Origin of the sequence: Anaerosacchariphilus polymeriproducens, assembly GCF_003363435.1 — a bacterium.
GTDB lineage: Bacteria > Bacillota > Clostridia > Lachnospirales > Lachnospiraceae > Anaerosacchariphilus > Anaerosacchariphilus polymeriproducens.
The window spans coordinates 388,675-415,444 of sequence record NZ_QRCT01000050.1; the positions used below are offsets into that span (position 1 = coordinate 388,675).

The 26,770-nt window shown below is 32.6% G+C and carries 24 protein-coding genes; 21 read left to right on the plus strand and 3 right to left on the minus strand.

The window, feature by feature from the left end; translation table 11 throughout:
- Positions 1-37: 37 nt before the first annotated feature.
- From DWV06_RS17235 to DWV06_RS17250, 4 genes are all read left to right on the plus strand, one after another.
- Positions 38-364 (plus strand): STAS domain-containing protein, encoded by a 327-nt coding sequence (locus DWV06_RS17235; RefSeq protein ID WP_115483442.1) that lies wholly within the window; start codon positions 38-40, stop codon positions 362-364.
- 21 nt (positions 365-385) lie between these two features.
- The gene (gene spoIIAB / locus DWV06_RS17240) at positions 386-856 is read left to right on the plus strand and encodes an anti-sigma F factor (RefSeq protein WP_115483443.1); all 471 of its coding nucleotides are present in this window, start codon (positions 386-388) and stop codon (positions 854-856) included.
- Positions 849-1,568: an RNA polymerase sporulation sigma factor SigF gene (gene sigF, locus DWV06_RS17245; RefSeq protein WP_115483444.1), complete on the plus strand. Its 720-nt coding sequence runs from the start codon at positions 849-851 to the stop codon at positions 1,566-1,568. Before spoIIAB ends, sigF begins: the two co-directional genes overlap by 8 nt.
- A 93-nt stretch (positions 1,569-1,661) precedes the next feature.
- Positions 1,662-2,819 (plus strand): DUF4405 domain-containing protein, encoded by a 1,158-nt coding sequence (locus DWV06_RS17250; RefSeq protein ID WP_115483445.1) that lies wholly within the window; start codon positions 1,662-1,664, stop codon positions 2,817-2,819.
- Between the two features lie 44 nt (positions 2,820-2,863).
- Here the strand turns inward: DWV06_RS17250 and fabV are convergent, their stop codons facing one another.
- On the minus strand, positions 2,864-4,024 hold the full coding sequence (gene fabV / locus DWV06_RS17255; protein ID WP_115483446.1) for an enoyl-ACP reductase FabV: 1,161 nt from the start codon (positions 4,022-4,024) through the stop codon (positions 2,864-2,866).
- Between the two features lie 206 nt (positions 4,025-4,230).
- Here fabV and DWV06_RS17260 point away from each other — a divergent pair, with 206 nt between their 5' ends.
- The 15 genes from DWV06_RS17260 (at position 4,231) to DWV06_RS17330 (ending at position 22,364) form a co-directional block, all read left to right on the plus strand.
- Positions 4,231-6,738, plus strand: coding sequence for an EAL domain-containing protein (locus tag DWV06_RS17260; protein ID WP_115483447.1), 2,508 nt, complete (start codon positions 4,231-4,233; stop codon positions 6,736-6,738).
- Between the two features lie 167 nt (positions 6,739-6,905).
- A complete protein-coding gene (dltA, locus tag DWV06_RS17265; RefSeq protein ID WP_162300671.1) occupies positions 6,906-8,429 on the plus strand; it encodes a D-alanine--poly(phosphoribitol) ligase subunit DltA in 1,524 nt (507 codons plus the stop codon).
- Positions 8,429-9,583, plus strand: a complete 1,155-nt coding sequence (gene dltB, locus DWV06_RS17270) for a D-alanyl-lipoteichoic acid biosynthesis protein DltB (protein ID WP_115483449.1) — start codon at positions 8,429-8,431, stop codon at positions 9,581-9,583. Before dltA ends, dltB begins: the two co-directional genes overlap by 1 nt.
- A gap of 14 nt (positions 9,584-9,597) precedes the next feature.
- Entirely contained in the window at positions 9,598-9,828 is a 231-nt protein-coding gene (gene dltC / locus DWV06_RS17275) for a D-alanine--poly(phosphoribitol) ligase subunit DltC (protein ID WP_115483450.1), read from the plus strand.
- A 4-nt stretch (positions 9,829-9,832) separates the two neighbouring features.
- Positions 9,833-11,002 (plus strand): D-alanyl-lipoteichoic acid biosynthesis protein DltD, encoded by a 1,170-nt coding sequence (dltD, locus tag DWV06_RS17280; protein WP_115483451.1) that lies wholly within the window; start codon positions 9,833-9,835, stop codon positions 11,000-11,002.
- Positions 11,003-11,332: 330 nt separating this feature from the next.
- Positions 11,333-12,016, plus strand: coding sequence for a response regulator transcription factor (locus DWV06_RS17285; protein ID WP_115483452.1), 684 nt, complete (start codon positions 11,333-11,335; stop codon positions 12,014-12,016).
- On the plus strand, positions 12,009-13,319 hold the full coding sequence (locus tag DWV06_RS17290) for a sensor histidine kinase (protein ID WP_162300672.1): 1,311 nt from the start codon (positions 12,009-12,011) through the stop codon (positions 13,317-13,319). Before DWV06_RS17285 ends, DWV06_RS17290 begins: the two co-directional genes overlap by 8 nt.
- Before the next feature lie 78 nt (positions 13,320-13,397).
- Positions 13,398-15,617: an ABC transporter substrate-binding protein gene (locus tag DWV06_RS17295; protein WP_115483454.1), complete on the plus strand. Its 2,220-nt coding sequence runs from the start codon at positions 13,398-13,400 to the stop codon at positions 15,615-15,617.
- Between the two features lie 128 nt (positions 15,618-15,745).
- Positions 15,746-16,642 (plus strand): carbohydrate ABC transporter permease, encoded by an 897-nt coding sequence (locus DWV06_RS17300; protein ID WP_115483455.1) that lies wholly within the window; start codon positions 15,746-15,748, stop codon positions 16,640-16,642.
- A complete protein-coding gene (locus DWV06_RS17305) occupies positions 16,629-17,474 on the plus strand; it encodes a carbohydrate ABC transporter permease (protein WP_115483456.1) in 846 nt (281 codons plus the stop codon). The genes DWV06_RS17300 and DWV06_RS17305 overlap by 14 nt, the downstream gene beginning before the upstream one ends.
- Positions 17,475-17,492: 18 nt before the next feature.
- Complete coding sequence (locus DWV06_RS17310; protein WP_115483457.1) at positions 17,493-19,100, plus strand: HlyD family secretion protein; 1,608 nt, start codon at positions 17,493-17,495, stop codon at positions 19,098-19,100.
- Positions 19,081-20,301, plus strand: coding sequence for an ABC transporter permease (locus tag DWV06_RS17315; RefSeq protein ID WP_115483458.1), 1,221 nt, complete (start codon positions 19,081-19,083; stop codon positions 20,299-20,301). Before DWV06_RS17310 ends, DWV06_RS17315 begins: the two co-directional genes overlap by 20 nt.
- A 199-nt stretch (positions 20,302-20,500) precedes the next feature.
- Complete coding sequence (locus tag DWV06_RS17320) at positions 20,501-20,821, plus strand: PadR family transcriptional regulator (RefSeq protein WP_115483459.1); 321 nt, start codon at positions 20,501-20,503, stop codon at positions 20,819-20,821.
- Entirely contained in the window at positions 20,818-21,525 is a 708-nt protein-coding gene (locus DWV06_RS17325; protein WP_115483460.1) for a DUF1700 domain-containing protein, read from the plus strand. The genes DWV06_RS17320 and DWV06_RS17325 overlap by 4 nt, the downstream gene beginning before the upstream one ends.
- Positions 21,522-22,364: a DUF4097 family beta strand repeat-containing protein gene (locus tag DWV06_RS17330; RefSeq protein ID WP_115483461.1), complete on the plus strand. Its 843-nt coding sequence runs from the start codon at positions 21,522-21,524 to the stop codon at positions 22,362-22,364. The genes DWV06_RS17325 and DWV06_RS17330 overlap by 4 nt, the downstream gene beginning before the upstream one ends.
- Before the next feature lie 42 nt (positions 22,365-22,406).
- Here the strand turns inward: DWV06_RS17330 and DWV06_RS17335 are convergent, their stop codons facing one another.
- Positions 22,407-22,598 carry a small, acid-soluble spore protein, alpha/beta type gene (locus DWV06_RS17335; protein ID WP_115483462.1) on the minus strand — a complete coding sequence of 64 codons (192 nt, stop codon included), beginning with the start codon at positions 22,596-22,598 and terminating at the stop codon, positions 22,407-22,409.
- Positions 22,599-22,675: 77 nt separating this feature from the next.
- Positions 22,676-23,206: an ECF transporter S component gene (locus tag DWV06_RS17340; RefSeq protein ID WP_115483463.1), complete on the minus strand. Its 531-nt coding sequence runs from the start codon at positions 23,204-23,206 to the stop codon at positions 22,676-22,678.
- Positions 23,207-23,451: 245 nt separating this feature from the next.
- Between DWV06_RS17340 and DWV06_RS17345 the strand changes: the two genes are divergently transcribed.
- Both DWV06_RS17345 and DWV06_RS17350 read left to right on the plus strand, forming a co-directional pair.
- On the plus strand, positions 23,452-24,882 hold the full coding sequence (locus DWV06_RS17345) for a methyl-accepting chemotaxis protein (RefSeq protein ID WP_115483464.1): 1,431 nt from the start codon (positions 23,452-23,454) through the stop codon (positions 24,880-24,882).
- A gap of 150 nt (positions 24,883-25,032) precedes the next feature.
- The gene (locus DWV06_RS17350; protein ID WP_235828994.1) at positions 25,033-26,715 is read left to right on the plus strand and encodes a S8 family peptidase; all 1,683 of its coding nucleotides are present in this window, start codon (positions 25,033-25,035) and stop codon (positions 26,713-26,715) included.
- The last annotated feature ends 55 nt before the right edge of the window (positions 26,716-26,770 follow it).

Sequence of the window (26,770 nt, forward strand, 5' to 3'; positions counted from 1 at the left end):
TTTTAAAATTATATAAATTATGATAGGAGGAAATTTAATGTATAATAATTTTGATGTGATAGGAACTTGGCTGGTTATCCGAGTCCCAAAAGAATTGGATCATCATAATGCTGAGATGATAAGGAAGGAAGCAGATAGATATATAGAACGTGAAAATATTCAAAGTATTATATTTGATTTTCAAGACACTGTTTTTATGGATAGCTCGGGAATTGGTACTATAATGGGAAGATACAAAAAGGTTAAATTTTCAGGGGGAAACGTGATTGCAGTACATACAAATGATAGAGTGAAACGTATTTTTTTATTATCAGGACTCAATAAAATCATAACGACTTATGATGAAATGCCAAAACAAATATAGGAGAGAATAAGGGAGGTCAATATGAATACAAAACAAACCAATGAAATGCAGATTGAGTTTGACAGCAAATCAGAAAATGAAGGATTTGCAAGAGTTGCTGTTGCAGCTTTTTTAACACAATTGAATCCAACAGTGGAAGAGGTTGCGGATGTAAAGACAGCAGTTTCAGAAGCGGTGACCAATTCAATTATACATGGATATGAGAAAAAAAGGGGAAAGATCTTTATTCGATGTATTATGCAAGAGGATGAGATTGTAGTAAGTATTTCTGATAAGGGAAAAGGAATTGCAGATATTAAAAAAGCGATGGAGCCTCTATTTACGACCAAACCTGAGTTAGAACGTTCTGGTATGGGCTTTGCATTTATGGAAGCTTTTATGGACCAGGTAGATGTGATATCAGAAGTTGGGATAGGAACTACCGTTACAATGAAAAAAAAGATAGAAAATTCATCTACTTTTCGAGTTTCAGGAGACGAATTAAATGGATAAAGTAATGGAACTAATTAAACGGTCACAAGAAGGAGATAAAGGTGCAAGGGATAAATTAGTTCAAGATAATCTGGGATTGGTCAAAAGTATTATTCGTAGATTTGCCGGAAGAGGGCATGAAATGGAAGATCTTTTTCAAATTGGAACCATTGGATTAATGAAAGCAATTGATAAATTTGACTTGAGTTTTGATGTGAAATTTTCTACTTATGCTGTTCCAATGATTACGGGCGAGGTGAAACGATTCTTACGGGATGATGGGATGATCAAAGTAAGTCGCTCCCTAAAAGAAATTGCTAACAAAGTCAGAATTACAAAAGATTCTTTAAATGGAACTTTAAATAGAGAACCTACATTAGAAGAAATAGCGCAAGAATTGAATATGGAACGTGAAGATATCGTAATGGCTCTAGAAGCAGTAGGAGAAGTAGAATCGTTGCAGAAAACAATTTATCAGGGGGATGGAAGTGCCATAAGTCTTATGGATAAAATTGAAGAAGATAAAAACCCAAATGAAGAATTATTAAATCATTTGGTCCTTCAACAATTGATGGATAAACTGGAAGAAAAAGAAAAAACCATTATTTATATGCGGTATTTTTTAGAGAAAACACAAGCGGAAGTAGCCAAGAAGTTGGAAATCAGTCAAGTTCAGGTATCGAGGATTGAAAAGAAAACGTTATTAAGAATGCGGCAAATGATAAACAATTAAATATTAAATAATAATAAAATATTCATAAAGTTTTCAAAAAGTAAACATAACTTTCTAATATAATAAATCAAAAACAATATTAGGAGGGATAGTATGGCAAAAAATAAAGTACTAAAGATTGCTATAGATATCGTAATGACAGTTTTAATGATTTTTTTAATGGGTTATTCAGCCACAGGTAATTTCGTACATGAAGTATTAGGAATTACTATATTTGTTTTATTTGTATTTCATTGTATATTAAATTATAAGTGGTTTAAGCAGCTGCCGGCTCAATTAAAAAGGATATCTTTTTTTTCTGTACAAATGGTTTGGATCATTGTAAATTTATTATTAGTTATTGATATAATTGCATTAATGATAAGTTCGTTGTTTATGTCAAGAGAAATATTAAATTTTATTCAGATTACTGATAAGGCACCATGGATATTTATGCATAAAATTACTGCATATACTGCCTTTATTCTTATTTCAATCCATTTAGGACTTCATTGGAATATGATAATGCAGATGGGAAGAAAAGTATTTGCTGTCAAGGATAAGAATAAGATCCGAACAATGCTTCTCAGGGTGATTGCATTATTAATGGCAGTATTGGGCGTGAAATCTTCGTTTGATCGAGGAATTGCATTAAAATATATTCCAAGTACAATGGCAGCAGCAAATATGAAAGGGGATAAAAATACAGGAAAATCAAAAAAGCAGTCAGGGAAAAAAGATGAAAAAAGAACATTTACTGAGACAGTAAAAGAAGGAGAAAGCAAAGATGAATTTTTAGGAAGGCTTATATGTACAGGCTGTGGAAAACAGTGTACTCTATTGGAACCCCAATGTGGAAAAGGCAGACGTCAGGAGAAACAGGCTGTTGAATATTACAAAACTCAGGTTTTGGGAACAGAGGATACAACGTTGAATCATGATGTTTCCTCAGAAACAGAAGAAGGATTAAAGGATTATTTAGGTGGTCTTTATTGTGATGGCTGTGGAAAACATTGTTCTTTATTGACGCCTCAATGTGGTATTGGACAAGAAAAAGTACAGGAAATTTCGAAAGAATATAAAGAAAAAGTCAGTGCAGGTATAGCTGTTGATGAAAAGGATGATATTACGATTAAAGTTGATAGAGATTCATTTGTAAAAGTATTTGGAGATTATATACCAATTATGGGACTATATATAGCCGGAACTTATTATACTTTTAAATTAATAAAAAGAAAAGACAAGAAAAAACAAGAAGAGAGTATCGTGTGAAAAAAATTCCGGGTAGTTTTCAAAAACTGCCCGGAGTTAGAAAATTATAATTCAACGTCTACGCTATAATCAATATTTTCGAAATGAAAACCGAACATATGATAGAAATCTTCCCAATAACCTTCAATATCTGCTAATTCTTCAATATTTTCCGAATTTATTTTATTCCAAATATCCATTACTTCTTCTTGAATATCAGGTCTCATTTCATAATCATCCAAGCGGATACGTCCTTCCTCATCAACAGGGATAGAATCGGAAAATAATTTTTCATGAAGTAATCTTCCAATCTGTTCAATACAGCCTTCATGAATATTTTTTTGCTTCATTACTTTATAAAGGATAGCAAAATAGAGTGGGACGATCGGTATAGCGCTGCTGGCTTGTGTTACGAGTGCTTTGTTTACTGAAATATATGCATGCAACCCTTTTGACTTAAAGTTTTCATTGATAAAAGAAGCTGACTCTTGCAGATGTTTTTTAGCCATTCCGATAGTGCCGTTATAATAGACCGGGTAGGTCAATTTAGGACCAATGTAAGAGAATGCAATTGTAGTAGCATTTTCAGCAAGAACATCAGCATCAGATAAAGCTTTCATCCAATCAATCCAATCTTCACCACCCATTACTTTAACAGTACCTTGGACTTCTTCTTCTGTAGCAGCTGTTATCGTAGCCTCTGAGATTGTATTATCCTTTAAATTCCATGATTTATTGGTGAACTCACCATCTGTTGTTTTCAATACAGATTGATAAGTTGTGCCGTCTGCAGTTGTTCTTCTGGGGGAAGCAAGACTATAAATAATCATATCTACTTTTCCCCAATCATTTTTTATCAAATCAATTACTTGCGCTTTCACTTCTTGAGAAAATGCATCTCCATTTATGGATTTGGCATAATGACCATCTTGGTCAGCAAATTCTTCAAATGCCATTGTATTATAAAAACCAGGAGTAGCTGTTCTTTTACCATTCGATTCTTTTTCAAACATTACTCCAATAGTAGAAGCATTTAAACAATAGGTAGCAGCAATTCTGGAAGCTAATCCATATCCAGTGGAAGCTCCGATTACCAAAACCTTTTTAGGTCCATTAATTTCACCTAAATTTTTTATATATGTAATCTGTCGTTTTACATTTTCTTTACAGCCGGTCGGATGAGCTGTCGTGCAAATAAAACCTCTTACTTTTGGTTCGATAATCATAGTTATTCTCCTTGTATTTTCTTTCATATTTATTTATTTTGAATATCAAACAATATTTTATCATAGAGAAGGTAATAAAACAATTACAAATTCTGGAATAATTTAAAAAAATAATTCTAAAATTCAATAAAAATGTTGCGAATTTTGTTGTATTAGAATAAAATATAAATAGTTGTTTGACATATCGAAGAGGCAGGTGGACGTAATTGGTACAAAGAAATATGTTAATGATCGATCAGGCAAGAGATAGTGGAATTGATCTTTCAATATTACTCAAGGATGAGTACAATATTTTTCAGACAGAAAATAGGATTGAGGCAATGGAAATCCTTTCTAGTAAAGGACAGGAAATTGACGTAATCATTCTTGCTGTCTCTGGAAAGAAAAAGAATGAACTTAAAGTTTTACAAGCGATTAAAGAGGATGAAATTATTTCTAGGATACCAGTTATCGCCATGTTAGAAAACAGGGATATAAAAATGGAAGCTTCTGCTTTAGAAGCAGGGGCAGATGATATAATAGTAAAACCCTTCAGTTCTTTGACGATTAAAAGAATTGATAATGCAATTGTTACCAGTGAGAAGAGGCGGAGTCTGACAAAAGCAGAGGAAGAACGTTATCATATTATTGTTGAATTATCAGGAACTCTTGTACTTGAATGGAATTTTATAGAGCATAAATTTTATAGTTCCCCGGGATTTAAAGATTTGGTAATGGGACACTTGGACAGTTGGTCGATCTTAGAGAATCGTGGTAATGTAAAAGCAGTTCATCCTGACGATATCTTAACTTTAAAAAAAGAATTTTTTGGTAAAATTAAAGCGGGAAAACTTGCAAAGGCACTTGTCCGGTTGAAAAAGATAGACAGTTCTTATACATGGTGTGAATTGTCTGCAACATGTGTTAAGGGTGATGATGGAAAAGTTGAAAAAGTAATCGCGACGATCAATATAGTAGATGCAGAAATTACAGTTCGCCAAAAATTAAAAGACAGAGCTGAAGTAGATGTACTTACGGGAATTTATAATAAAGATACCTTTTATCAAAAAACACGTGAAATGCTTATGGAGAATCCTGGAAGAAAGTATATCATTGTATGTGCTGATATCGAGAGATTCCGTATGATAAATGATTTATTTGGTATGGACGAAGGTGATCGGTTACTGAAATTTGTTGGGCAGCAGTTGAAATTAAGAATACCAAGAGAATTTGGGACTGTTGGCAGATTAAGTGTAGATGTCTTTGCCATGTGTTTTCCTGATATAGATGAACAGGCAGATACTATAGTCAGTGAGTTCAGAGAGCAGTTAAAGTCTTATCAATTAGAATTTGATATTAATATTGCACTTGGATTTTATAAGATTGAAGACCGTAAAATACCAATAAATTTTATGTGTGATCGTGCAATTATGGCATTAAAAACGGTCAAAGGAAATTATTTGAAACATTATGCATTTTATGATGAAACGTTAAGAAATGAAATGTTGGAAGAACAGAACATTCTGAATGATATGGAAACAGCATTAAAAAATAGACAATTTGAAGTTTATTTTCAACCGGTCTATAGTTTATCAACCGGAAAGATAATAAGTGCAGAAGCTTTGGTACGCTGGGTACATCCGGAAAAAGGAATGTTATCTCCAAGTTCATTTTTACCGATTTTTGAACATAATGGTTTTATAACGAAATTGGATACATATGTTTGGGAAACGGTATGCAAGAGGATACAACTGTGGAAAAGCGAAGGAAAAGAAGTATACCCTATTTCAGTAAACGTATCCCGCGTTCATTTGTATGATTCTAATTTTTGCAGTGAGTTATTATCATTAGTACAAAAATATGATGTAGAACCTTGTTTATTAAAATTAGAAATTACAGAAAGTGCGTATACAGAAAATGAAAAGCAATTGCTTTATATAATGAGTCAGTTGCAATGTAGTGGATTTAAAATTTTGATGGATGATTTTGGAAGTGGCTATTCATCACTAAATATGCTTAAAGATGTCCCGGTCGATGTCTTAAAAATTGATATGCGGTTTATCAATGGTTTTGAAGAATCAACACGTGCCGGCAGCATTTTGGCATCTGTTGTTCAAATGGCCAGACGATTAAAACTTCCTGTAATAGCGGAAGGTGTGGAAACAAGAGAACAAGCAGAATATCTAAGATTAATAGGATGTGAGAGTGCACAGGGTTACTTTTTTTCAAGACCAATACCTCTACAAGATTTTGAATTATTATTAGCTGAAAATAAAACTTTTGAATGGTTCGTTGAATCGTTTGAAGGGATTTACAAAAATATTAATGTTGAAGATTTATCAATAAATGATCCAAAGGCTACGATTTTGTTTCAGAGCATTATCGGAGGAATTGGCATTTATGAAGTCATAGATCAAAATACAATTAAGTTTGTTAGAGGAAATGATGAGTTTTATGAAATTCTGGGTATTTCCCGAGAAAATATTGGAAAAGAGAATGAGATATTAGGAAACGTTAATGAAGTTGAACAAAAAAAGATTATAAAAAAGTGTAAAATTGCTCTTGAAACCGGCAAGAAGCAGGAAATAATCTATACAAGGAAGTGTGGTGCTGGTAAAGAACGACAGATATATTTACGAATGAGATGTATTGGTGGAGATAATAAACGTGCAGTTTTTTATTTTATTTTAAATGATATTAGTGATTTGATTTTAGATTATGGGTTGCCGCACTGATATGCGGCACCTTTTTTGCGTTAGAAAAATTACATTTTTGACCAGAAGTTACATTGTACTATGTTTTCTTAATTCACATTTAAGAATTATTAATAAATTAAGAACTTGATGTTTGTTGTAAAATAATGTATAATTGCAGGAAAAAATGTCGGAAAAGGAATGGTATTTTGGATATACTTAATAATATTAAAAATAATGCAATTGAACATCCAAATAGGATTGCAATTATAGATCAAGAAAATAGCTTGACGTATGAAGAATTAGAAACTAAGTCAAATCACTTGGCGAGTTATCTGAAACAGGAGTTTGGATGTGATAATACTCCGATCGTAGTATTTGGACATAAAAGTCCTTTTATGTTGATTTGTTTTTTAGCATGTGTTAAATCTGGACATTCATATTGTCCAATTGATATTTCTACTCCAAAACCAAGAGTAGAGTCAATATTACATACAATTGAAAATCCAATTGTTCTTGCAGTTGAAGAATTAGAATGTAATATTAATGATATTAAAGTTGTGAATAGAATTACGATTGAAAAAGTAATTGATAGTAAAATGAATGAAATTACTGAGGAATGTCGGGTAGCTGGTGAAGATATTTTTTATATTATCTTTACATCCGGAAGTACCGGTCAGCCAAAAGGAGTTCAAATTACAGCAAATTGTCTGAATCATTATTTGGAATGGTCTATTCATTTAGGTAATGATTATGATAAAAAAAAGGGAAAAGTCTTTTTAAATCAGGCACCTTTTTCTTTTGATTTATCCGTTATGGATCTTTATACCAGTTTTGCCTGTGGTGGGACTTTGTGGTGTTTGAATAAGGAAACGCAGGTAAGTTATGCAAAACTTATGGAATCCCTTGGTCAGTCGCAAGTTTCGGTATGGGTATCGACGCCTTCTTTTGCAGATATTTGTCTTACAGACAATAAATTTAATCAGGATTTAATGCCGGATTTGGAATTATTTTTGTTTTGTGGAGAAATACTCACCAATCAAACCGTAAAAAGGCTGAAGGAACGTTTTCCAAAAGCAATCATTGTAAATACCTATGGACCAACAGAATCTACGGTAGCAGTTACAGAGGTCATTGTGACAGAAGAATTAAATGAAGCGGAATCGCCTTTGCCTGTAGGAAGGTCCAGAACAGGTACATGGATAGAAATTCGAAAGCCGGATGGAACGCTTGCACAGGAGAACGAAAAAGGAGAAATAATTTTAATTGGAGATACCGTTAGTTGTGGATATTATAGAAAACCTGATCTTACAGAGAAAGCGTTTTTCAAATGCAATAAAAACGGAGTAGAATACCGTGGATATCGTACTGGTGATAAAGGTTATTTAAAACAAGGCATGCTTTACTATTGCGGGCGTATTGATTTACAGATCAAACTACATGGATACAGAATTGAGCTTGAAGATATAGAATGGAATATGCAGAAACTTTCAGATATTTCGAATGTAGTAGTATTACCAAATGAAAAAGATGGTAAAGTGAAAAGTCTTACGGCGTTTGTATCCTATCGGAAAGAAGTAGATCAGCCATTTAAAGTATCGCAGCAAATTAAAAAACAATTGAAAGAATTTCTGCCGGATTATATGATTCCTAAAAAAATTATATTTTTAGACCAGATACCTTTAACAAATAATGGCAAAGCAGATAGGAAAGCACTAGAGGGAATGATGTGATGAATTTTTTTGAGGGTTATGCATTTTTTTTGGTACTGATTGTTTTATTAATCCCTGCTATTATAATGGGGTATTTTGAGAAATCGTTAAAATTATATTCTTTTGGAATTTCTATTGTATTTGTAATTATTATATTTAGCAAAAACTGGATACAATTATTATATTTGATTCTTTATTTTATACTACAGCTTTCAATCGCAGCTGGATATTTATATTTAAGAAAAAAATATGGACGGAATCAGAAGTTGTATCATATTTTTCTGATATTAACAATTTTACCTTTAGTTTTATGTAAGTTGGAAACATTGATACATATTAATATATTTGGCTTTGTTGGGATATCTTATTTAACCTTTAAGAATGTTCAGATTATTATTGAAATTTACGATGGTGTAATAAAGGAACTTGCTGTTTTTGAATATGCAAGTTTTATTCTCTTTTTTCCAACATTGAGTTCAGGGCCGATTGATCGAAGCCGCAGGTTTCATGATGATTGGGTAAGGGTATGTAAGAGAGAAGAATATTTAAAGCAGTGTGCGGATGGCATCCAAAAAATATTGGTTGGCATCATTTATAAAGTCATCTTGGCAGCATGTTTTTTTAGGTTAATGGAATTTCTGATGGCAGACAAATCGTGGTATTGTATCATTGGATATGCTTACATGTATGGATTTTATTTGTTTTTTGATTTCGCCGGATATAGTTTGATGGCGGTAGGAACTAGTTACATTTTGGGAATACGTACACCAGATAATTTTAAATTTCCGTTTATCAGTAAAGATATTACAGATTTTTGGAATAGATGGCATATTTCATTATCACATTGGTTCAGGGATTTTGTATTTTCAAGATTTATAATGACGTGCATGAAAAAAAAGTGGTTCAATACAAGACTTCAGAAAGCTTCGTTTGGTTTTATTGTGAATATGTTTATTATGGGAATGTGGCATGGTCTGACTCCATCCTATTTGCTATATGGAATCTACCATGGAGTGCTTCTGGCGTTAACAGAAATCTATCAGAAGAAATCCAAATTTCATATGAAATATAAAAATTCAAAAGGATATAAGTTTGTATCCTGGTTTATTACGATTCAATTGGTAATGTTTGGATTCTTTATTTTTTCAGGCAGACTTTTAGAAATAATTAAATAAGAGGAGAGATAAAAATGGAAAAAGAATTATTAGAATTGTTAGAAAAGGTTTGTGAAGATAGTATTGTAAAGGAAGACTTGGATGTTGAGTTATTTGAGTCAGATTTATTAGATTCCTTAGGATTTGCTGAATTATTAGCAGAAATAGAACTTACATTTGGAGTTTTCATTTCACCTTCTGAGATTGAGCGTTCAGAAATTAATACTCCAAATAAGATAATTGCAATGATTAAAGCAAGGAGTTAATAGAGTGAAGAAATTTATTGCTTTCATAGCAGCATTCGGGTTATTAATTGTTACAATTATTGGTTGTCATTTTTATCTTATACATAGTAAGGGTATGGGAGACAGAGAATTTGGTTTATGGACAAGTGAAGCGAAATCCAAAACTTTATGGGGGATTACGAGACATTTAAATAAAGACAGCCTTGTTGTGTTTGGATCTTCAGAATTTCAGCATGCAACAGACACACCGTATCACCCTAGCAAGATGTTTGCTGATTCTAAGATAAAGCCTATGTTGATTGGTGCAGGATATTATCAATCTTTGTGTCACGCAATAACATTAAGTGCTATTGAAGGAGGGATACAAAATAGGAAAGCTGTACTTTTAGTATCCCCACAGTGGTTCCGGAAAACAGGAGTGGTGGATAAGGCTTATGCCTCACGTTTTACAGAACTATTTTTTATGGACATGCTGGAAAACAGCAAGTTGTCGAAAGAAACAAAAGAATATATGATTTCCCGCACAGAGGAACTCTTACATGTGGATCAGGCAACTTTAAAGCGTGTAAAATCATATAGCAAGGAATTTGAGCATTGTAAGTTAGGATTTACAGAAAGTATCTTTAACAAAATTTATAAAATTTTTCTTGATGAAAAAGATATGTTCCATATGGCGACTCAGAAAATTATTTCAGGGAAAAACCATAGGGAAAGTAAAAATGGGAAAGATGATAAGGTAATTGACTGGGATGCAAATCTTAAAAAAGCCGAACAAGAAGGTAAGTTATACAATCAGAATGAATTTTACATGGATGATAAATGCTATAATGCGTTAAAACCTTTTATGTCCAAGAAGAAGAATCAATCCCAAGGTCAGGTGAATGGATATGGGGAATCGCCCGAATATGGAGATTTACGTTGTTTCTTGGATGTTTGCAAAGAAGTTGGTATAGAACCTATGTTAGTAATTCTTCCTGTAAATGGATATTGGTATGATTATACAGCCTTTCCACAAGAAGCGAGAGAGAAATTTTATGAGAATATTCGTTCCATCGGTAAAGAATATCATGCAAACGTAGCGGATTTTTCAGGCGAAGAATATACAAAATATTTTTTTGAAGATGGCATACATCTTGGACGAAAGGGTTGGGTGATGATAAATGAAAGCCTGTTCAAATTTTATGAAGAAGATTAGAGAAAAAAAGTGGATTCAAGTACTTAGCAGAGTCGTATATTTTTATGCATTGATGCTTATCATTTATTTATATTTGATGAATGCTGATTTATCTACTGCACCAAAGTTTATATATTCACAGTTTTAAATAAAGAAGAGCAACAAATGAGGATTGAATTCTGTATTGCACAGAGTCCAATCCTTTTAGTTTTATCTTGCTCATGGATTAATTAGAGATTAATTAGAGAAAATATGTATAAAATAAAATTATGATAGAGTTCCTAACAAAAAAGTTAGGGGAAAGGAAATAATTCCAACCTTTCTGAGAGGTGGTTGGATTATATGTGAGGTATGAGATTACTGTTTATTGAAGATGATGAGAAATTATGTGAGGCTGTGACATTACATTTAAAGAACGATGGTTATGAAGTCGATATCTGTACAAATGGTGAAGATGCAGAATATTACTTGTCTAATACAGTCCATGATGTAATTATTTTGGATCGGATGCTTCCTGGTATAGATGGAATGACGATACTAAAAAATATTAGAAATAATAAAATGAAGACACCTGTGATAATGGTAACAGCAATGGGATGCAAACAGGATAAAATAGAGGGACTTGATAGCGGAGCAGATGATTATTTAGTGAAACCTTATGATCCGGAAGAATTGTTAGCTAGAATCCGTGCTCTTTTAAGAAGACCAAGAGTTATGGAAGAGTATAAGATATTGAGGTACATGGATTTGGAACTAAATACCGATACATTTATTGCTTCCTGTGGTCAGATAAAGGTTTCTTTGACTAAAAAAGAAGAAAAGCTATTGGAGTATTTTCTTTTAAATAAAAATCAGATTTTAACAAGGAAACAAATTCTTGATAGAGTTTGGGGACTGGATAACTTTGTAGAGGAAGGTAATATAGATAATTATATTTTTTTGGTTCGAAGAAGATTAAAAGCCTTAAATACAAAAGTAAGTATTAAAACGTTACATGGTGTTGGATATAGAATGGAGATTAATGCGGATGATTAATTCCTTAAAAAAGAAGCTAATACTTTTATTTACAGGATTTACAGGAGTAGTATTTACAATTGTATTAGTTATTATTTTTATAAATACTGAGCAAAGAATGATCAATAATCAGCGATTGACTTTTCAAAATATTTTTTGGTCAGTTATTATGAGGATTGATAGTTCAAATGTGATTAGTGATGCGTGGCTTACGGAAATGCTAGAAAATGAACAGATTTTTATTCAGATCGAAGCGAATGGAAATAAATTAATATGTAATCAATTACGTAATGAAGAATTGGATTTTGTTGTCGCTGTGAAAAAACTAAAAAAGAAAGCATCCCAAGAACATGTAAATACGAATGTTGTTCTTGTATCTCAAAATAAAGTTCAAAGTAAAATATATGAAGTTAATGGAAAAGATCAAGAACGATATTTAGGGCAAATTTATATTACATCAACTGAAAATGGAAATAGAAGTATTATTGTTCTAAAGAAGATAACAAAAAGTAAAAAAGAAATCGAAAGGCAGTGTCTGTTCTTTGTGGGAATGGATGCTATTGGTATATTTTTATTTTATTTAATAAGTCGATGGATTATTGGAAAAGCACTTTTGCCAGTAGAAGAAAATAATAGAAGACACAAACAATTTATAGCAGCAGCATCACATGAGCTAAAATCACCATTAGCTGTTATCCGGGTCAACTCTTCTGCAATACAATTGGAACCAGCACAAACAGAGCATTTTGTGACAGTTATTAATAATGAGTGTGAGCGTGCGAGCAAACTTATTGAAGATTTACTGTTTCTTGCTAATGCAAATGCTAGAAATTGGACACTGGAAGTTGAATTTGTAGATATTGAAGATGTTTTAATTGTTACGTATGATACGTTTGTTTCAGTTTGTAAGGAAAGAGGTAAAAGATTACAGTTGGATTTACCAGATGAAATACTTCCGAAAGTAAGGGGAGATGAATATCGGTTAAAACAAATTTTGGTTATTTTAATTGACAATGCAATTTCTTACAGCAAAGATGGAGATATAATAATTTTACGCGCTTATACCAAAAAAGGTAGTCTGTATGTTGAAGTACAAGATCACGGAAATGGAGTACAATCGTCAAAAAAAGAAGAAATTTTTGAATGTTTTTATAGAGAGGATAAAGCTCGAAAAGATAGAAACCATTATGGGCTGGGACTTACTATAGCCAAAGAATTAGTAGAATTACATTCTGGAAAAATTTATGTGAAAGATACACCAGGGGGAGGAGCTACTTTTGGTTTTATTTTACCAGATGCCGGTGGAAAAAATAGAATTTCTTAAAGAAAATTTAGAGATATGCCTGCTAAGATAAAATATATCAAAGAATATTAATATTATAAAAATTAGGAGGAAAATTTCATGAGAAAAAAGTTTAGTATATTTATACTACTCATAGTAATATTATCAATGATTCTAAGTGCGTGCTCAAATAGTACACAGCAGTCAGGAGATAAGAAAGGAAAACAAAAAAGTAAGGGCAGGTATATAGAACATGATATTGAAATGCCTAAACTAGAAAAAGATGAAACCGTAGTCAAAATTGTTGAAAATAAAGAACATCAACTAGAATTATATACATATATTGCAAAAGAAACAACGAAATATAACTGTTATTTGTTGAAAGAAGATGATTCTTGGGAAAAAACCTCTTTGGATTGGCTAAATAATTCTAAAACGTCTGAAATGATAATGGTTGATATATGCTTGGGACAGGACGGATCTTATTATGCATGTCTTCAGAATATTTCTGGAGAGCAGAAAGCTAACATAATTAAAAAAACGAATGAAGGAACCGGTCAGTTTTTGGATATGGCTTGTCTGAATGAATCAACAAATGTTGGAGAATATAATACATATAAAATACCAAGTAAAATAAATGTATTAAAGAATGGTAATTTTATATTTAATATGAAGGAGTCCGCACAGGATAGTTCACTAGTCATTTTCAACCAGAAGGGAGAAAAAATAGATGAAGTTGTTACAATTAATCCAAATTCCTTTTCTGTTTCTGGAAATTGCGTTTATTTGATTAATCAGGATAAAAAAGTAGTAAGTTATAATACTGAAACAAAAAATAATGATCAAATTTTAGATTTTGATGGAGTGATAGATTCATTACAGCTTTTTACAAAGGATAATGGAAACGTAATTGGGGTCGGGCCTGATGGTATCCATTGTTATTCAAAAGATTTGTCACTATGGGAAAAGGTAGTTGAGGGGTCATCTAATTCATTAGGTATGCCTTCTATGGATGTGAAAGGAACTGTTGTAAAAGATGGAGAACAGGACGTTTATTACGTTGCTTTTTCGGAGGTGGCTTTATTAGGAATACAAGATGGTATTCAAAAAATAAAAAAATATGTTTATGATAAGGACGCATCTTCTATTCCGGAAAAAGAAATTACTGTTTTTTCAATGGAAGAAAATAAAACAATACGTCAGGCGATAGCAATATATCAGACTAAAAACACGGATGTAAAGATTAACTATGTAGTCGCAAATTCAAAGGAGGGTGGAGTTGACTCAGATTATATTCGGACCTTGAATACCGAATTATTTACTGGAAATGGTGCAGATATTCTAATACTTGATGGGTTACCAATTGACTCTTATATTGAAAAGGGTGTGTTGACCGATTTGAGTGATATTATAAATCCACTTATTGATTCTGGCAAATTGTTGTCGAATTTGAACGACAGCTTTACTAAGGATGGTAAAAAATATCAGTTCCCAGCAAGAATATCAATACCCGTTGTTGCTGGAAACGATGAGATAGTTAATACAAATGTGAACTTACAAAAAATTGTAGATTATATTAATAAGAATAACAATGCACCGATTATGAAAAAAATATCATCAGAAGCTCTTTTAAAAGGATATATGCCCTTGAATATAGATACTATACTTAAAGATGGATCATTAGATGAAAAAGCTCTAAAGAACTTTTTGGAAAATCTAAAGACACTAAATGATAATATCAGTAAGGACAATTTGTGTCCTGTAGATGAGGATGATACAGATTTGTATGCAGTAGAAAACAGTAGAAGATTTGCATCAATGGGGAATCCTTATACAATGCTTTATACAAAAGTGAATAGTGTTGAAGGAATGATGTCATTAAATGGATTAAAACAGAAACAAAATATGACATACAGTTCTTTGAACGAAAGTTTTATTCCAAGTGCAATGGTTGGCATGAATAACAGTAGCAAAGAAGCGGAAACCGCAAAAGACTTTATTAAATTTTTATTTTCAGATGAAATACAGAAATTAAATATGAATGACGGATTTCCAGTATTGGAATCTTCATTAAAGCAGTGGTTTCAAGAAGAAAGTAAGATGATGTCTTTTGGAACTTGGGATGATGATGATAATTTGATAAATGGTGAGATGCCAAACGAGGAAGAAAAAGTAAAATTTTTAACACTAATTAAAAAATGTAAAAAATCAGTGGTTAAAAATGAAGCATTATACAAATTAATTATAGATTCGGCTCGTTCGTATTTAGATGGAGAAAAAAATATTGATCAGACAGTTGCAGATATTAGTCAAAAAGTAACGGTATATTTGACAGAATAATAAAAGAACAGCGCTTGAACAGGCGCTGTTCTTTTTCGCATTTTATAAGCAAATTATTTCACTGGAGATTTCTTAGAGATTTATTATTTATAATAAAATATATAAGTTTAGAAAGGAAATTAATACACATGAAGAAGATACAAAAAAGAGAATTCACAGCGTGGCTCTTTTTGTTGCCAAGTTTTGTGGGAACGCTGATATTTACATTAATACCATTTGGTGACGTTATTCGGCGTTCGTTTTTGGATGCAATGGGAAATCAATTTGTTGGAGTATTGAATTATAAGAATGTTTTACAAAATGGAGCTTTTCAATTGGCTATAAAGAATACAGCACGATTTGTTGTGACATGTATTCCTTTGTTACTACTACTTTCATTAATTCTTTGTATTTTGATTGTGGGAAGGAAGAAGCATGGTGATTTTTTTAAAGCCACTTATCTATTTCCGATGGCTATACCAGTAGCTTCTGTAGTTTTATTATGGAGAGTTATTTTTGATAAAAGTGGTCTAATTAATGAATTTCTATTAAGTTTTAATATGCAACCTGTAGACTTTATGAATACATCGAAAGCTTTTTATGTATTGGTATTTTCGTATATATGGAAGAATACTGGTTATGATATGGTTCTCTGGCTGGCTGGTCTCAATGGTATTCCCACTTCACTTTATGAAGCTGCTTCTATTGATGGAGCAAATGGTTGGCAGAAATTCAAATATATTACACTACCAGGACTAAGATCCACCTTATATATAACGTTGGTACTTTCCTTAATCAATTCTTTTAAGGTATTTCGTGAAGTATATTTAGTTGCTGGAGATTACCCCAATAATAGTATTTATATGTTACAACATTTATTTAATAACTGGTTCTTAAGTATGGATATTCAGAAAATGAGTGCTGCGGCAGTTATGCTTGCAGTTACATTCTTACTATTGATTCTATTATTATCCTGGTTGGAAAAAAGATGGGAAGGCGATTATAAAAAGAAAAGGAGGCTGACTCATAAAAATGAAAATATTTAAAGTAATATCTACGATAACTCTTATTGTAACTGCGTTGATTATTATTTTACCACTTTGTATGATGCTGGGTGGCTCTTTCATGGGAGAAGATGAAATTATTCAGAGCATTGGAAAAATATATGGATTATCTAAGGCAGAAGTACATTGGAGAATTATTCCACAATATCCTACATTTCAGGCTTTCATAGAGTTGTTGTTAGATACCCCCCAGTTTTTTGTGATGTTTTGGAATTCCTGTAAACAGGCTTTATTAGGTGTGTTGATACAATTATTGGTTTCAGTACCGGCAGCATGGAGTTTTGCAAGATTTCGTTTTCGTGGGAAAAAAATAATTTTTATGATTTACATAATATTAATGATTTTACCTTTTCAGGTTACCATGGTGTCAAGTTATTTGGTACTAGACAAATTTAAAATTATGAATTCACATTTAGCCATAATTGTGCCTATTGTCTTTTCAACGTTTCCTGTATTTATTATGGAACGTTTTTTTAAAGCAATACCAAAGTCTATCATTGAGGCTGCGAGAATTGATGGTGCAAATGAATTGCAGATTTTTTTCTATGTTGGCATTCCCATTGGATTACCCGGAATCATATCAGCAGGGGTATTAAGCTTTTTGGAAGCTTGGAATGCAATAGAAGCACCATTAACATTCCTCAAAGATAAATCATTATGGCCATTGTCACTGTATTTACCTTCGATTTCAATTGATAATCTAGGTCTGGCCATGGTCTCATCAGTTATTGTTATGCTTCCGGCAATATTAATTTTTCTATTTGGCCAGAGATATTTGGAAAAAGGAATCGTAGCATCAGGTATTAAAGAATAAATTAAGGAGGAAATTATAATGCATAAAATTAGTAGTAAATGGTTACATGAATTATTTAACAGAAAATTAGAAAAACGAAAGAATTCTATAGGCAATCATGCAGGAAGATTATTTATAGTATTTATGGTTATTATGTTTTTGCTTACCATATTATCAAGAATTGCAGATTCATTAACAATTCCAAAGGTGCAGGTGGACAAAGTCATGCAGAAGTCACTAGATTTTAATATAAAGGGAAGTGGTACGATAGGAGGCGAAGCTAACAATTTTGCAAAAGTACTGACAGGAATTCGTGTTGTAAATGTATATGTAAAGCAAGGTGATGTGGTTAAAAAAGGGGACTCATTATTTCAGTATGATAGCAATGGACTGAAAGATCAGTTAGACACAATAAAGCACGAGATTGAACAAATGAAGGCTGATATAGAAAAATCCAAGCTCAACGAACAAGTACAAAATTATCAGAATGATAGTAGTCAGGATGATACCGCAGCTTCTACGGTAGAAACTGCGAAAAGAGAAATCGCAGATACAGCTCAGGAAATTGAGAATCAGAAAGCTCAAATTTCCAATGATAAGAAAAATGAGTGTGAAAATGCAAAAAAAGAATACGAAAGAGCAAAAACAAAATTAGAAAGTTTGAAGAATAATGATGCAAGTAGTGGAGAAATACAGGAACAGCAATTTGCGGTGGAAGATGCAAAACAAACTTATGAGAAGGCAAAGGATGTATATGCGAAGATAGTCAATCAGACTTATGATTTTTCAAATGATTTAAAAGATCTTACTACACAGTTGAAGTCTTCCGAGCAGGCATTGGCAGACGCACAAAACGCTTTATCAAAATTAGAAGAACAAAAAGATAAGCAGAAAAAGATTGAATCACTAAATAATCAGATGACAAATTTAGATAATAAAGTAGCACAGTCAAAAATAGTTGATAAACAAGAGGAAGCAGATGAGATTCAACAACTGATTGATGCAAATGGAATTGTTACAGCATCTGAAGCAGGAACGGTATTAGAATGTAATTTGGAATCAGGATTAGTCACAACAGGTGTGGAAAAATTATCTTTTGCAGGGAACAAGTCTTATTTTAAAGGAGTGATATCAAGGGATGATGCAAAAAAAATTGTAGTTGGTGATAAAATTGAATTGGAAGAAGACCAAGAGGGGAATTCTTCTTCTGTAATCATAGAGAGTATAGGAAATCCGAGTAAGAGTCGGGAGAATGCAGAAGGAATGGAGCAACAGTCTGACCAAGAATCAGAAGAAATGACACAATTGTCTGGAAAAATCACCGATGGTAATTATAAAGTGGGATCAAATGTGAATTTTAGTATAGATAAAAAATCAAAGGTGTATGTACAGACAGTACCAATCCAAGCCTTGCATATGGAAGGGAATGAAAACTATTTTGTGCTTGTAACGGAGAAGAAAGAAACGATATTAGGTAAAGAACTATTTGTTCAGAAAATAGAGGTGACTGTGTTGGATAAGGACTACAAAACTGCCGCTATACAAAGTAGTCTGACAAGTGATAATCAAATCATTGTCAACAGCAGTAAAAATATTTCCGCGGGTGACAGAATCCGCATAATAAATAATGACAAAAAGACAGATTGAAAGAATAATAATATTTTCTGTACTTATTTTAGCGGCAATGATTTTATGGGGTAGAGGAATAACAAAACAACAGTATTTGGAAGAAAACTTCAAAACAGTTAGTATTCGTATTCAAAAGGATGGAGTTAACAGCCAAACAATAAAGGAAGCATTAGAAAATAAAGCTGATAGTGCTACAAATGATATTCCAGACATTACAATATGGAATTATATTAAAGAAAAAAAAGTAGAAAATAAGACGCTTTTAACAGAAGCTTCAGTTGGTTTATATGAAGTTAATGGTAATATGGAACTTGTATATCCATATTCCATAAAACAAGGTTTTTTCCCAGATTTGGAGGATAATAAAGGCTGTGTAATCAGTAATATGCTAGCATATAAACTATTTCGTTCAGCCGATGTTGTTGGAAATACGATAGTTGTGGATAATAAGTCTTATAAGATTCGTGGAATTGTGGAGGATAAGAATCCTGTTATGCTTATCAGTTCGTGCAAGAAGGAAAAGATATTTTATAATATGAATCTGTTTTATGGAAATCAGAAAAATGCAAAGAAGCTTGCAGTAGATTTTCTGTCAACTTTTATTTCGCCAACAAATTATAAGCTTATTAATCAGGATATTCTTAAATACTGTCTGGAAATTATAAAAGATTTTCCTATATGGTTGCTCGCAGCATACATGCTTCTAATAGTTTTGAAAAATATATGGAAAAGAAGAGCATTTGTGTTTCAAACTATTATTCTGATAGTGGTGTTTTTTATGCTATTTTTTACCTTCCGATGGGCTTTCGAGTTATCATTAAGTATCCCTCAGGATTTTATTCCAACAAAATGGTCCGATTTTTCATTCTGGACGAGTAAATTTGGGGAAGTGAAAGATAGTCTTCAGTCAATGAAATATCTGGAACCGGTACCAAGGGATGTTATATTTCAATCATATTGTATGCGAATAATCTTTGATATCTTGCTAGCTACAACGTTAATGATTATTGTAATCATATATCATAGAATGTATTTGAAAGAAGGTAATTATCTGTGGATAATAATAGATGTTGCACTTATACAGACATTAGCGATTGGAATTCTATTCTTTCAAGGGAATATATTTAATCAAATCAGAGGTTATTATTTGGTCCTACCGTTTTATATCACTTTTATGCATATACAAAAAATTATATTTTCTGAAGATAAGTTATTGTAAATTATGAAGTTTATTTCCATAAATCCCATACTTTTCGAAGTTTGGGATTTATTTTTTTGATTAATGTAGAAATGGTTCTACAATTTATATTAGATGATTTTAGAAAAAATAATAAGTAGGTATTGACATATAATATTATACGGCGTATAGTATTAGATATAGAATAATATTATGCACGAAACAGTAAGGAGTGATGAAAATGGTATTTAATACTGGTGCAGCGTTATTAGATGCGATTGTGTTGGCAGTTGTATCCAAAGAGGAGGATGGCACCTATGGGTATAAAATAACGCAAGATGTACGTCAGGCAATGGAAGTTTCGGAATCAACTCTGTATCCGGTTCTTAGGCGGCTGTTAAAAGATGAGTGTTTAGAAGTTTATGATATGGAGTGTGGCGGTAGAAATCGAAGATATTATAAGATTACACAAAAAGGAAACGCACAATTAAATCTATATAAAACAGAGTGGAAGGCCTACTCTTCTAAAATTTCGATGATGTTTGCAGGAGGGAAGAAATGATGAATCGGATTGAATTTATGAAAAAGTTAGAGATGTTGTTACAAGATATCTCTGAGAGTGAGAGAAAGGAAGCAATACAATATTATAACGACTATTTTGATGATGCAGGTGTAGAAAATGAAGGAATGATCATTGAACAATTGAATTCACCTGAAAAAGTAGCACAGACAATTAAAGCAGGACTGAATGAAGAAGGAGAAAATGGAGAGTTTTCAGAAAATGGTTTTACAGATTCCAGATTTGAAGATAAGAAAGAAGTGATCAATGAGTCGAAATCAGATCAAAGAAATCAAAGTTACACAAAACAAAATGAAACGAAAAAAGATGATACATTAAAAATTATATTGATTGTATTAGGATGTTTATTGGCTATTCCGGTAGGTCTGCCGATCCTATGTACTGCAGGAGGATTATTAATTGGATTTGTCAGTGCAGTAATTGGAATTTTAATAGCAGTTCTGGCGACAACAGTAGGACTTATTTTGGGTGGTATTGGTTTAATAGGCGTAGGTATTGTAAAGATGGTTGCAGCTCCACCTGCCGGTCTTGTGATTGTGGGAGGCGGTCTGATAATGCTTGCAATAGGAATTCTATTTTTGTTACTCAGCATATGGATCATGACAAAAGCAATTCCTTATATATTCAAAGGAATAACTGATCTTTTTCGGAAAATATTTAATAAGAAAGGAGAAAAAGCTGTATGAAGCGATTGACAAAGGTTTGTTTAATATTAGTTGTAGTTTTTTTGGGCATAGGGATTCTTTTGGCAGTAGTTGGAACTGCTATGGGCTTTCGATTTGGCAATATAAGAGATATCTCTGGTTTGACCAATTTAACAAAACAAGAAAAGTATGAATATCCGTTAGAAGAAATCAAAAATTTAGATATCAAAGTGGATGCCGGTAAGTTAGAAATTAATTCTGGTGATGAAGATAAAATAGTTGTTATCATGAAGCGTAAGGATGACTATGGAACATGCTACCAGGATGGAAACAAACTTGTGATCCATGAAAAGTTAAAAAAATCTTTTTGGAAATTATTCGAAAACTATGGGACAGAAGTTAAAATTTACCTCCCCAAAGATTATAAATTTGAAAAGGGACGGATTACAATGGGAGCAGGCGAGGCAAATATTGAGCGATTTTATGGAAAAGAAATATCTTTTGATGTAGGAGCGGGCAGCTTGCATGGAGACACTATTGCAGCAGCAGAAAAAATGGAGCTTTCAGCCGGAGCCGGTGAAATAGATATTGAAAAAATGCAGGCAAAGGATACAAGTGTAGAATGTGGAGTAGGTAGTATTTCTCTCAGTGGAAAAGTAGATGGAGATATATCTGCTGATTGTGGAATTGGTGAAATCTCTTTAGATTTAGATGGAAAAGAAAATGACTTTAATTATATACTAAAAAGTGGCGTAGGAGATATGGAAATTAATGATAACAAATTCCATGCATTGGGAAATGATAAAAAGATTGATCATAATGCAAAAAAGACGATTAACATGGAATGCGGAGTAGGAAGTATTGATGTAAATGTTAATTAGGACTAAAAGAATTTGATGATAAAGTATAAAAAAGAGGTATGCTTATTTTTGCATATCTCTTTTTCGCTTTGTTACAAGACCGCCAATTTTTCCGGTATCTTTGGCAGTCAAAGATTGCCAGCCTTCTTTTAAAACAGTATCGAGTAAGCCTAATTCTTCAGCAATCTCATATTTCATAAGTTCTTCCGGTTTTAGTTCTTGCAAATTTATTTTCTTTGTTTTTTTCTTCGCCATAGTCATTACTCCTTTTACATGGAGTATTACCAAATGGAAAGAGAGTATACATTGCCAAAGTTTAATTTTTCAAAATATTATTGAGAAGTATATGATTTATAAAATCTGTTAACAATTGGTAGAAGAATGACCGTAATAACTATGCCTACAATACCTTGGATACAATTTAAAGGAATTGTAGGTAATGTAGATAATAATGCAGTGCTAAAAGCTGTATGATTCCATTCTCCAATAGAACTCAGCTTCAAAAATGTATCATATAGAAAATAACCTGCTATTACTATAATTTCTCCTAAGATTCCACCTATTATGATATTTTTAATCAATTTTTGATAAATAAAACCACAAGTGAGAGCGGCTAAAGCCTTAATAATGAAAGTAGCAGGTGCATAGGCTGCATAACCGGAAAATATATCAGCAAGCATAGAACCTGTACCCGCAGCTAATCCTCCTACATAAGGGCCCAGAAGAGCACCGCTTAATAGAACAAAACCATCTCCTAAATGAATGTAGCCATTGGGAGGAGTATTAATTTTGAAAAATGTAGTAGCAATACAAGTCAGGGAAGCTAATAGTGACGCGATAACTAAAGTATTTGTTTTTTTCATTTCTGTAGTATTCTCCTTTACTAAAGTATATTAATCATACGAAAACAAATATAATGAGTAAATATCCAGTTTGTGCAAAATTTACCATACCAGAGATGTGAAAATATGGAATTTATTGCGAAAAGTAACGTTTAAAAGTAAAAATGTTGATGAAATTCACAGAAATCACTTGAAATATTGTGAAAAATTGATAAAATAGTATTATGACTTAGAAATGAAATTTTAAAATAAAGGAGCTGTAAAATATGCGTTTTAGAAAAGATAAAAATGGACAACAAAGTGTAATAGAATCCATTTTAAAAATGAAAAATTTTAACGAAAGTAAAGCTTCTCCAGAGTTGAAAGAAATATATACAAGGATTTCAGAAGGAAGAGATCAATTCGGAACGGTTATGAGTGGTGTTATTAAGTCTGCTACAGAAGTAAGTACGCTTGATTTAGAATTAGAAGATAAAAAAGAGAAACTTACGGTAATCAGTGATGAAATGATTAAATTAACACAAAGTTTTGACAGCACTTCAAATTTAACAAAAGAAGTTATAGTAACACAAGATAAATTAACTTCTTCAATAGGGACCCTATTAGAAGGATCAAATGAAATATTGAATTCAACCAAACAAAGTGAAGATGGAATTACTGCAATTATGGAATTATCTGAAACAACGACACAAAATGCATCTTTAATGGTCGAAGATATGAAATCACTATTAGATATTGTAGGAAATATTCAACAATTAATTGATTCAATCGATGAAATATCGGGACAGACCAATTTATTAGCCTTAAATGCTTCAATTGAAGCGGCGAGAGCTGGTGAAGCCGGACGTGGTTTCGCAATTGTAGCAGATTCTATTCGTGATTTAGCAGAGCAGACGAAAGGCTTAACAGGAGGAATGGGTGAATTATTGGGAAAAATAGAGCATGCTTCCAATAAGAGTTCAAAAAGTATTGAAGAAACAGTAGAGTCTTTAGGGAATATTAATGTAAATCTTAATAATGTAAGAGACATTGGAAAAGAGAATAAAAGCAATGTAATGAATCTTGCAGAAGCTATTTCCACAATGGCAGATAATAGTGGACAGATTTCAGAATCGATTGAAAATATGAGCTCTGCTATGGATGAAGTAATAGAAGATGTACAGAATTTAGAAAAGCGAGCAGAACAATTACATACAATTTCAGAGAGTATGGATGATGTGATTAAACCGTTAAAAGCAGTCGAGGATTCTTTAACAGATTCTGTATTAAAAATGAGTGATATGGCAATAGATCCTTTTTATTATATTGGACAAACGTCTTTTAAAGATTCTGTCAGCAGTGCGATAGAAGCACATCAAAAATGGCTTAATAAGTTAAAAGACATGGTAGATACAGGGGATGTATGTGCAATTCAAACGGATGGCCATAAATGTGCTTTTGGTAGATTTTATTATTCTTGCAGACCAAAGAATCCTGCAATTATTGAATTATGGAAAAGTATAGATGGGCAGCATTTGAATCTTCATGCAAAAGCAAAAGAGGTTCTGACAGCGCTGAAAAATTCTAATAGCCAGGAAGCGAAAAGAATATATCAGGAAATTAACAGGATATCTTCTGAGTTATTAAATAAATTAAATCAGATTGTTGAGGCTGCGGAACATCTTGAAAGAGATAGAAGTAATATTTTTGAAAGTTAATTAATAAAGTAATTTCATAACAAAAAGAGAGGTGTCTGTATAAAAACAGATGCCTTTTTATATGGACTGATGAGTATGGAATCAATAGAGGAGAAGGTTCATATAATAAATAAGATGAAGCGTATGATGCAAAAGTTAGGAGGATAGTTAGTGGCTAACGAAATTATAAGCAATAATTATGTAGATATAATAATAGAAAATATTTTACTGCAATTATTTTTAGTTAGAGGAAATTTTCCTGTCACTCCTATAAATACTACATATTCTATGGTGCATCTGCCTAAGTCAATGATAGATAAATGTAGTCTTGGTGAAGAACAGTATGCAATATTTCCATCACTATGGACGCTTGAATCAACGGAGAGTTTAGAGGAATCCGGAGTTATAAGAGCCAGAAATAATCCTAATTTTGGTATGCGCGGGCAGGGTATTTTAGTTGGACTTATAGATACTGGAATTGAATATCAGCATCAGGCCTTTATTAATGCAGATGGTACAACCAAAATTGTATCTATCTGGGATCAGACGATTAATGAAGAAGGCGGTAGTCCGCCTGAGACGTTTACATATGGTACAGAATATACAATGGAAGAAATCAATAACGCCTTAAGTCAAGAAAATCCATTATCAGTGGTACCTTCCACAGATGAAATTGGTCATGGAACTATGTTGGCCGGAGTAATTGCAGGAAATGAAAATAGAAATCAAAATTTTAGCGGGGTAGTTCCGGATGCACAATTGGTAATCGTTAAATTAAAAGAAGCAAAACAGGTTAATAAGGAGATTTTTTCTATAGCTCCGGACAAATTATGCTATCAGGAAACAGATATTATGATGGGCCTTAAATATCTGCTGCAGGTTGCAGATGAACTTGAGCGCCCTCTTTCTATATGTGTTGCACTGGGAACCAGTCAAGGAGGTCATGATGGAACAGGACCAGCTGCCAGTTATTTTTCATTTGCTTCTCAACTGCCTAGAATAGCAGTAACTGTTTCCGCCGGAAATGAGGGGAATAAAAACAGGCATTATTTGGGTAAGGTTGAGCAGTTGCAGCAATTAAAAGAGTTTGATTTACGGGTAAGTAACAAGGATAGAATGTTTTGGATGGAATTATGGCAGTCAGTTCCTCATCGGCTGACCATTGACATAATCTCTCCGACCGGAGAATATGTGCCTACTATCTATCCCAAGTTAAGTGATTGTCGGGAGATTAGTTTTATATTTGAGTCTTCCATTTTATGGATCAATAACTTTGTTTTAGAAAGTATTACCGGAGATCAGTTGATTTTGATCCGTTTTGAAAATCCGCAAGAAGGAATATGGAAGTTTAGAGTACACAATATGGAAAATGCTGCATCAGATTTTAATGTCTGGCTGCCTAGTGGTGATTTAATATCGGAAGAAACGTATTTTTTAGAAGCCAGTCCGGATACTACTATTACAGCAGTTGCTAATGCCGCTCTACCAATCACGATTACTGCATACGATACCCAGACTGGAGGAATTGCTATTTTTTCCAGCAGGGGTTATACAAGAAGTGGAGGAGTTAAACCCGATTTAGCGGCTCCGGGGGTAAATCTAACCTGTCCTACTTTAAATAACCAATATGGGCAGGTTACCGGTACGGGGGCAGCAGCAGCACATACTACAGGGATTGTGGCAATGTTATTGGAGTGGGCTTTAGATAGGAACAGATATCCTAATATTAAAGGTTCCACAATCAAAAAATTATTAATCAGAGGGGCGGAGAGAAGTACCGATATTGTTTATCCTAATAATATATGGGGATATGGAAAAGTAGATTTATACGGTGTTTTTGAAATGCTAAGGTAAATAAAAAATGCTGGTAAGTATTGACATATGAATATAATAGCAATATAATTGCAAA

What these genes read in the sequence shown, in the direction of transcription:
- DWV06_RS17330 (WP_115483461.1), top strand. Translation starts at nt 21,522, where the DNA reads ATGAAGCGATTGACAAAGGTTTGTTTAATATTAGTTGTAGTTTTTTTG.
- DWV06_RS17290 (WP_162300672.1), top strand. Translation starts at nt 12,009, where the DNA reads ATGATTAATTCCTTAAAAAAGAAGCTAATACTTTTATTTACAGGATTT.
- DWV06_RS17325 (WP_115483460.1), top strand. Translation starts at nt 20,818, where the DNA reads ATGATGAATCGGATTGAATTTATGAAAAAGTTAGAGATGTTGTTACAA.
- dltC (WP_115483450.1), top strand. Translation starts at nt 9,598, where the DNA reads ATGGAAAAAGAATTATTAGAATTGTTAGAAAAGGTTTGTGAAGATAGT.
- DWV06_RS17305 (WP_115483456.1), top strand. Translation starts at nt 16,629, where the DNA reads ATGAAAATATTTAAAGTAATATCTACGATAACTCTTATTGTAACTGCG.
- DWV06_RS17250 (WP_115483445.1), top strand. Translation starts at nt 1,662, where the DNA reads ATGGCAAAAAATAAAGTACTAAAGATTGCTATAGATATCGTAATGACA.
- DWV06_RS17300 (WP_115483455.1), top strand. Translation starts at nt 15,746, where the DNA reads ATGAAGAAGATACAAAAAAGAGAATTCACAGCGTGGCTCTTTTTGTTG.
- DWV06_RS17320 (WP_115483459.1), top strand. Translation starts at nt 20,501, where the DNA reads ATGGTATTTAATACTGGTGCAGCGTTATTAGATGCGATTGTGTTGGCA.
- spoIIAB (WP_115483443.1), top strand. Translation starts at nt 386, where the DNA reads ATGAATACAAAACAAACCAATGAAATGCAGATTGAGTTTGACAGCAAA.
- DWV06_RS17295 (WP_115483454.1), top strand. Translation starts at nt 13,398, where the DNA reads ATGAGAAAAAAGTTTAGTATATTTATACTACTCATAGTAATATTATCA.
- DWV06_RS17340 (WP_115483463.1), bottom strand. Translation starts at nt 23,206, where the DNA reads ATGAAAAAAACAAATACTTTAGTTATCGCGTCACTATTAGCTTCCCTG.
- sigF (WP_115483444.1), top strand. Translation starts at nt 849, where the DNA reads ATGGATAAAGTAATGGAACTAATTAAACGGTCACAAGAAGGAGATAAA.
- DWV06_RS17285 (WP_115483452.1), top strand. Translation starts at nt 11,333, where the DNA reads ATGAGATTACTGTTTATTGAAGATGATGAGAAATTATGTGAGGCTGTG.
- DWV06_RS17335 (WP_115483462.1), bottom strand. Translation starts at nt 22,598, where the DNA reads ATGGCGAAGAAAAAAACAAAGAAAATAAATTTGCAAGAACTAAAACCG.
- DWV06_RS17235 (WP_115483442.1), top strand. Translation starts at nt 38, where the DNA reads ATGTATAATAATTTTGATGTGATAGGAACTTGGCTGGTTATCCGAGTC.
- DWV06_RS17310 (WP_115483457.1), top strand. Translation starts at nt 17,493, where the DNA reads ATGCATAAAATTAGTAGTAAATGGTTACATGAATTATTTAACAGAAAA.
- fabV (WP_115483446.1), bottom strand. Translation starts at nt 4,024, where the DNA reads ATGATTATCGAACCAAAAGTAAGAGGTTTTATTTGCACGACAGCTCAT.
- DWV06_RS17315 (WP_115483458.1), top strand. Translation starts at nt 19,081, where the DNA reads ATGACAAAAAGACAGATTGAAAGAATAATAATATTTTCTGTACTTATT.
- DWV06_RS17345 (WP_115483464.1), top strand. Translation starts at nt 23,452, where the DNA reads ATGCGTTTTAGAAAAGATAAAAATGGACAACAAAGTGTAATAGAATCC.
- dltB (WP_115483449.1), top strand. Translation starts at nt 8,429, where the DNA reads ATGAATTTTTTTGAGGGTTATGCATTTTTTTTGGTACTGATTGTTTTA.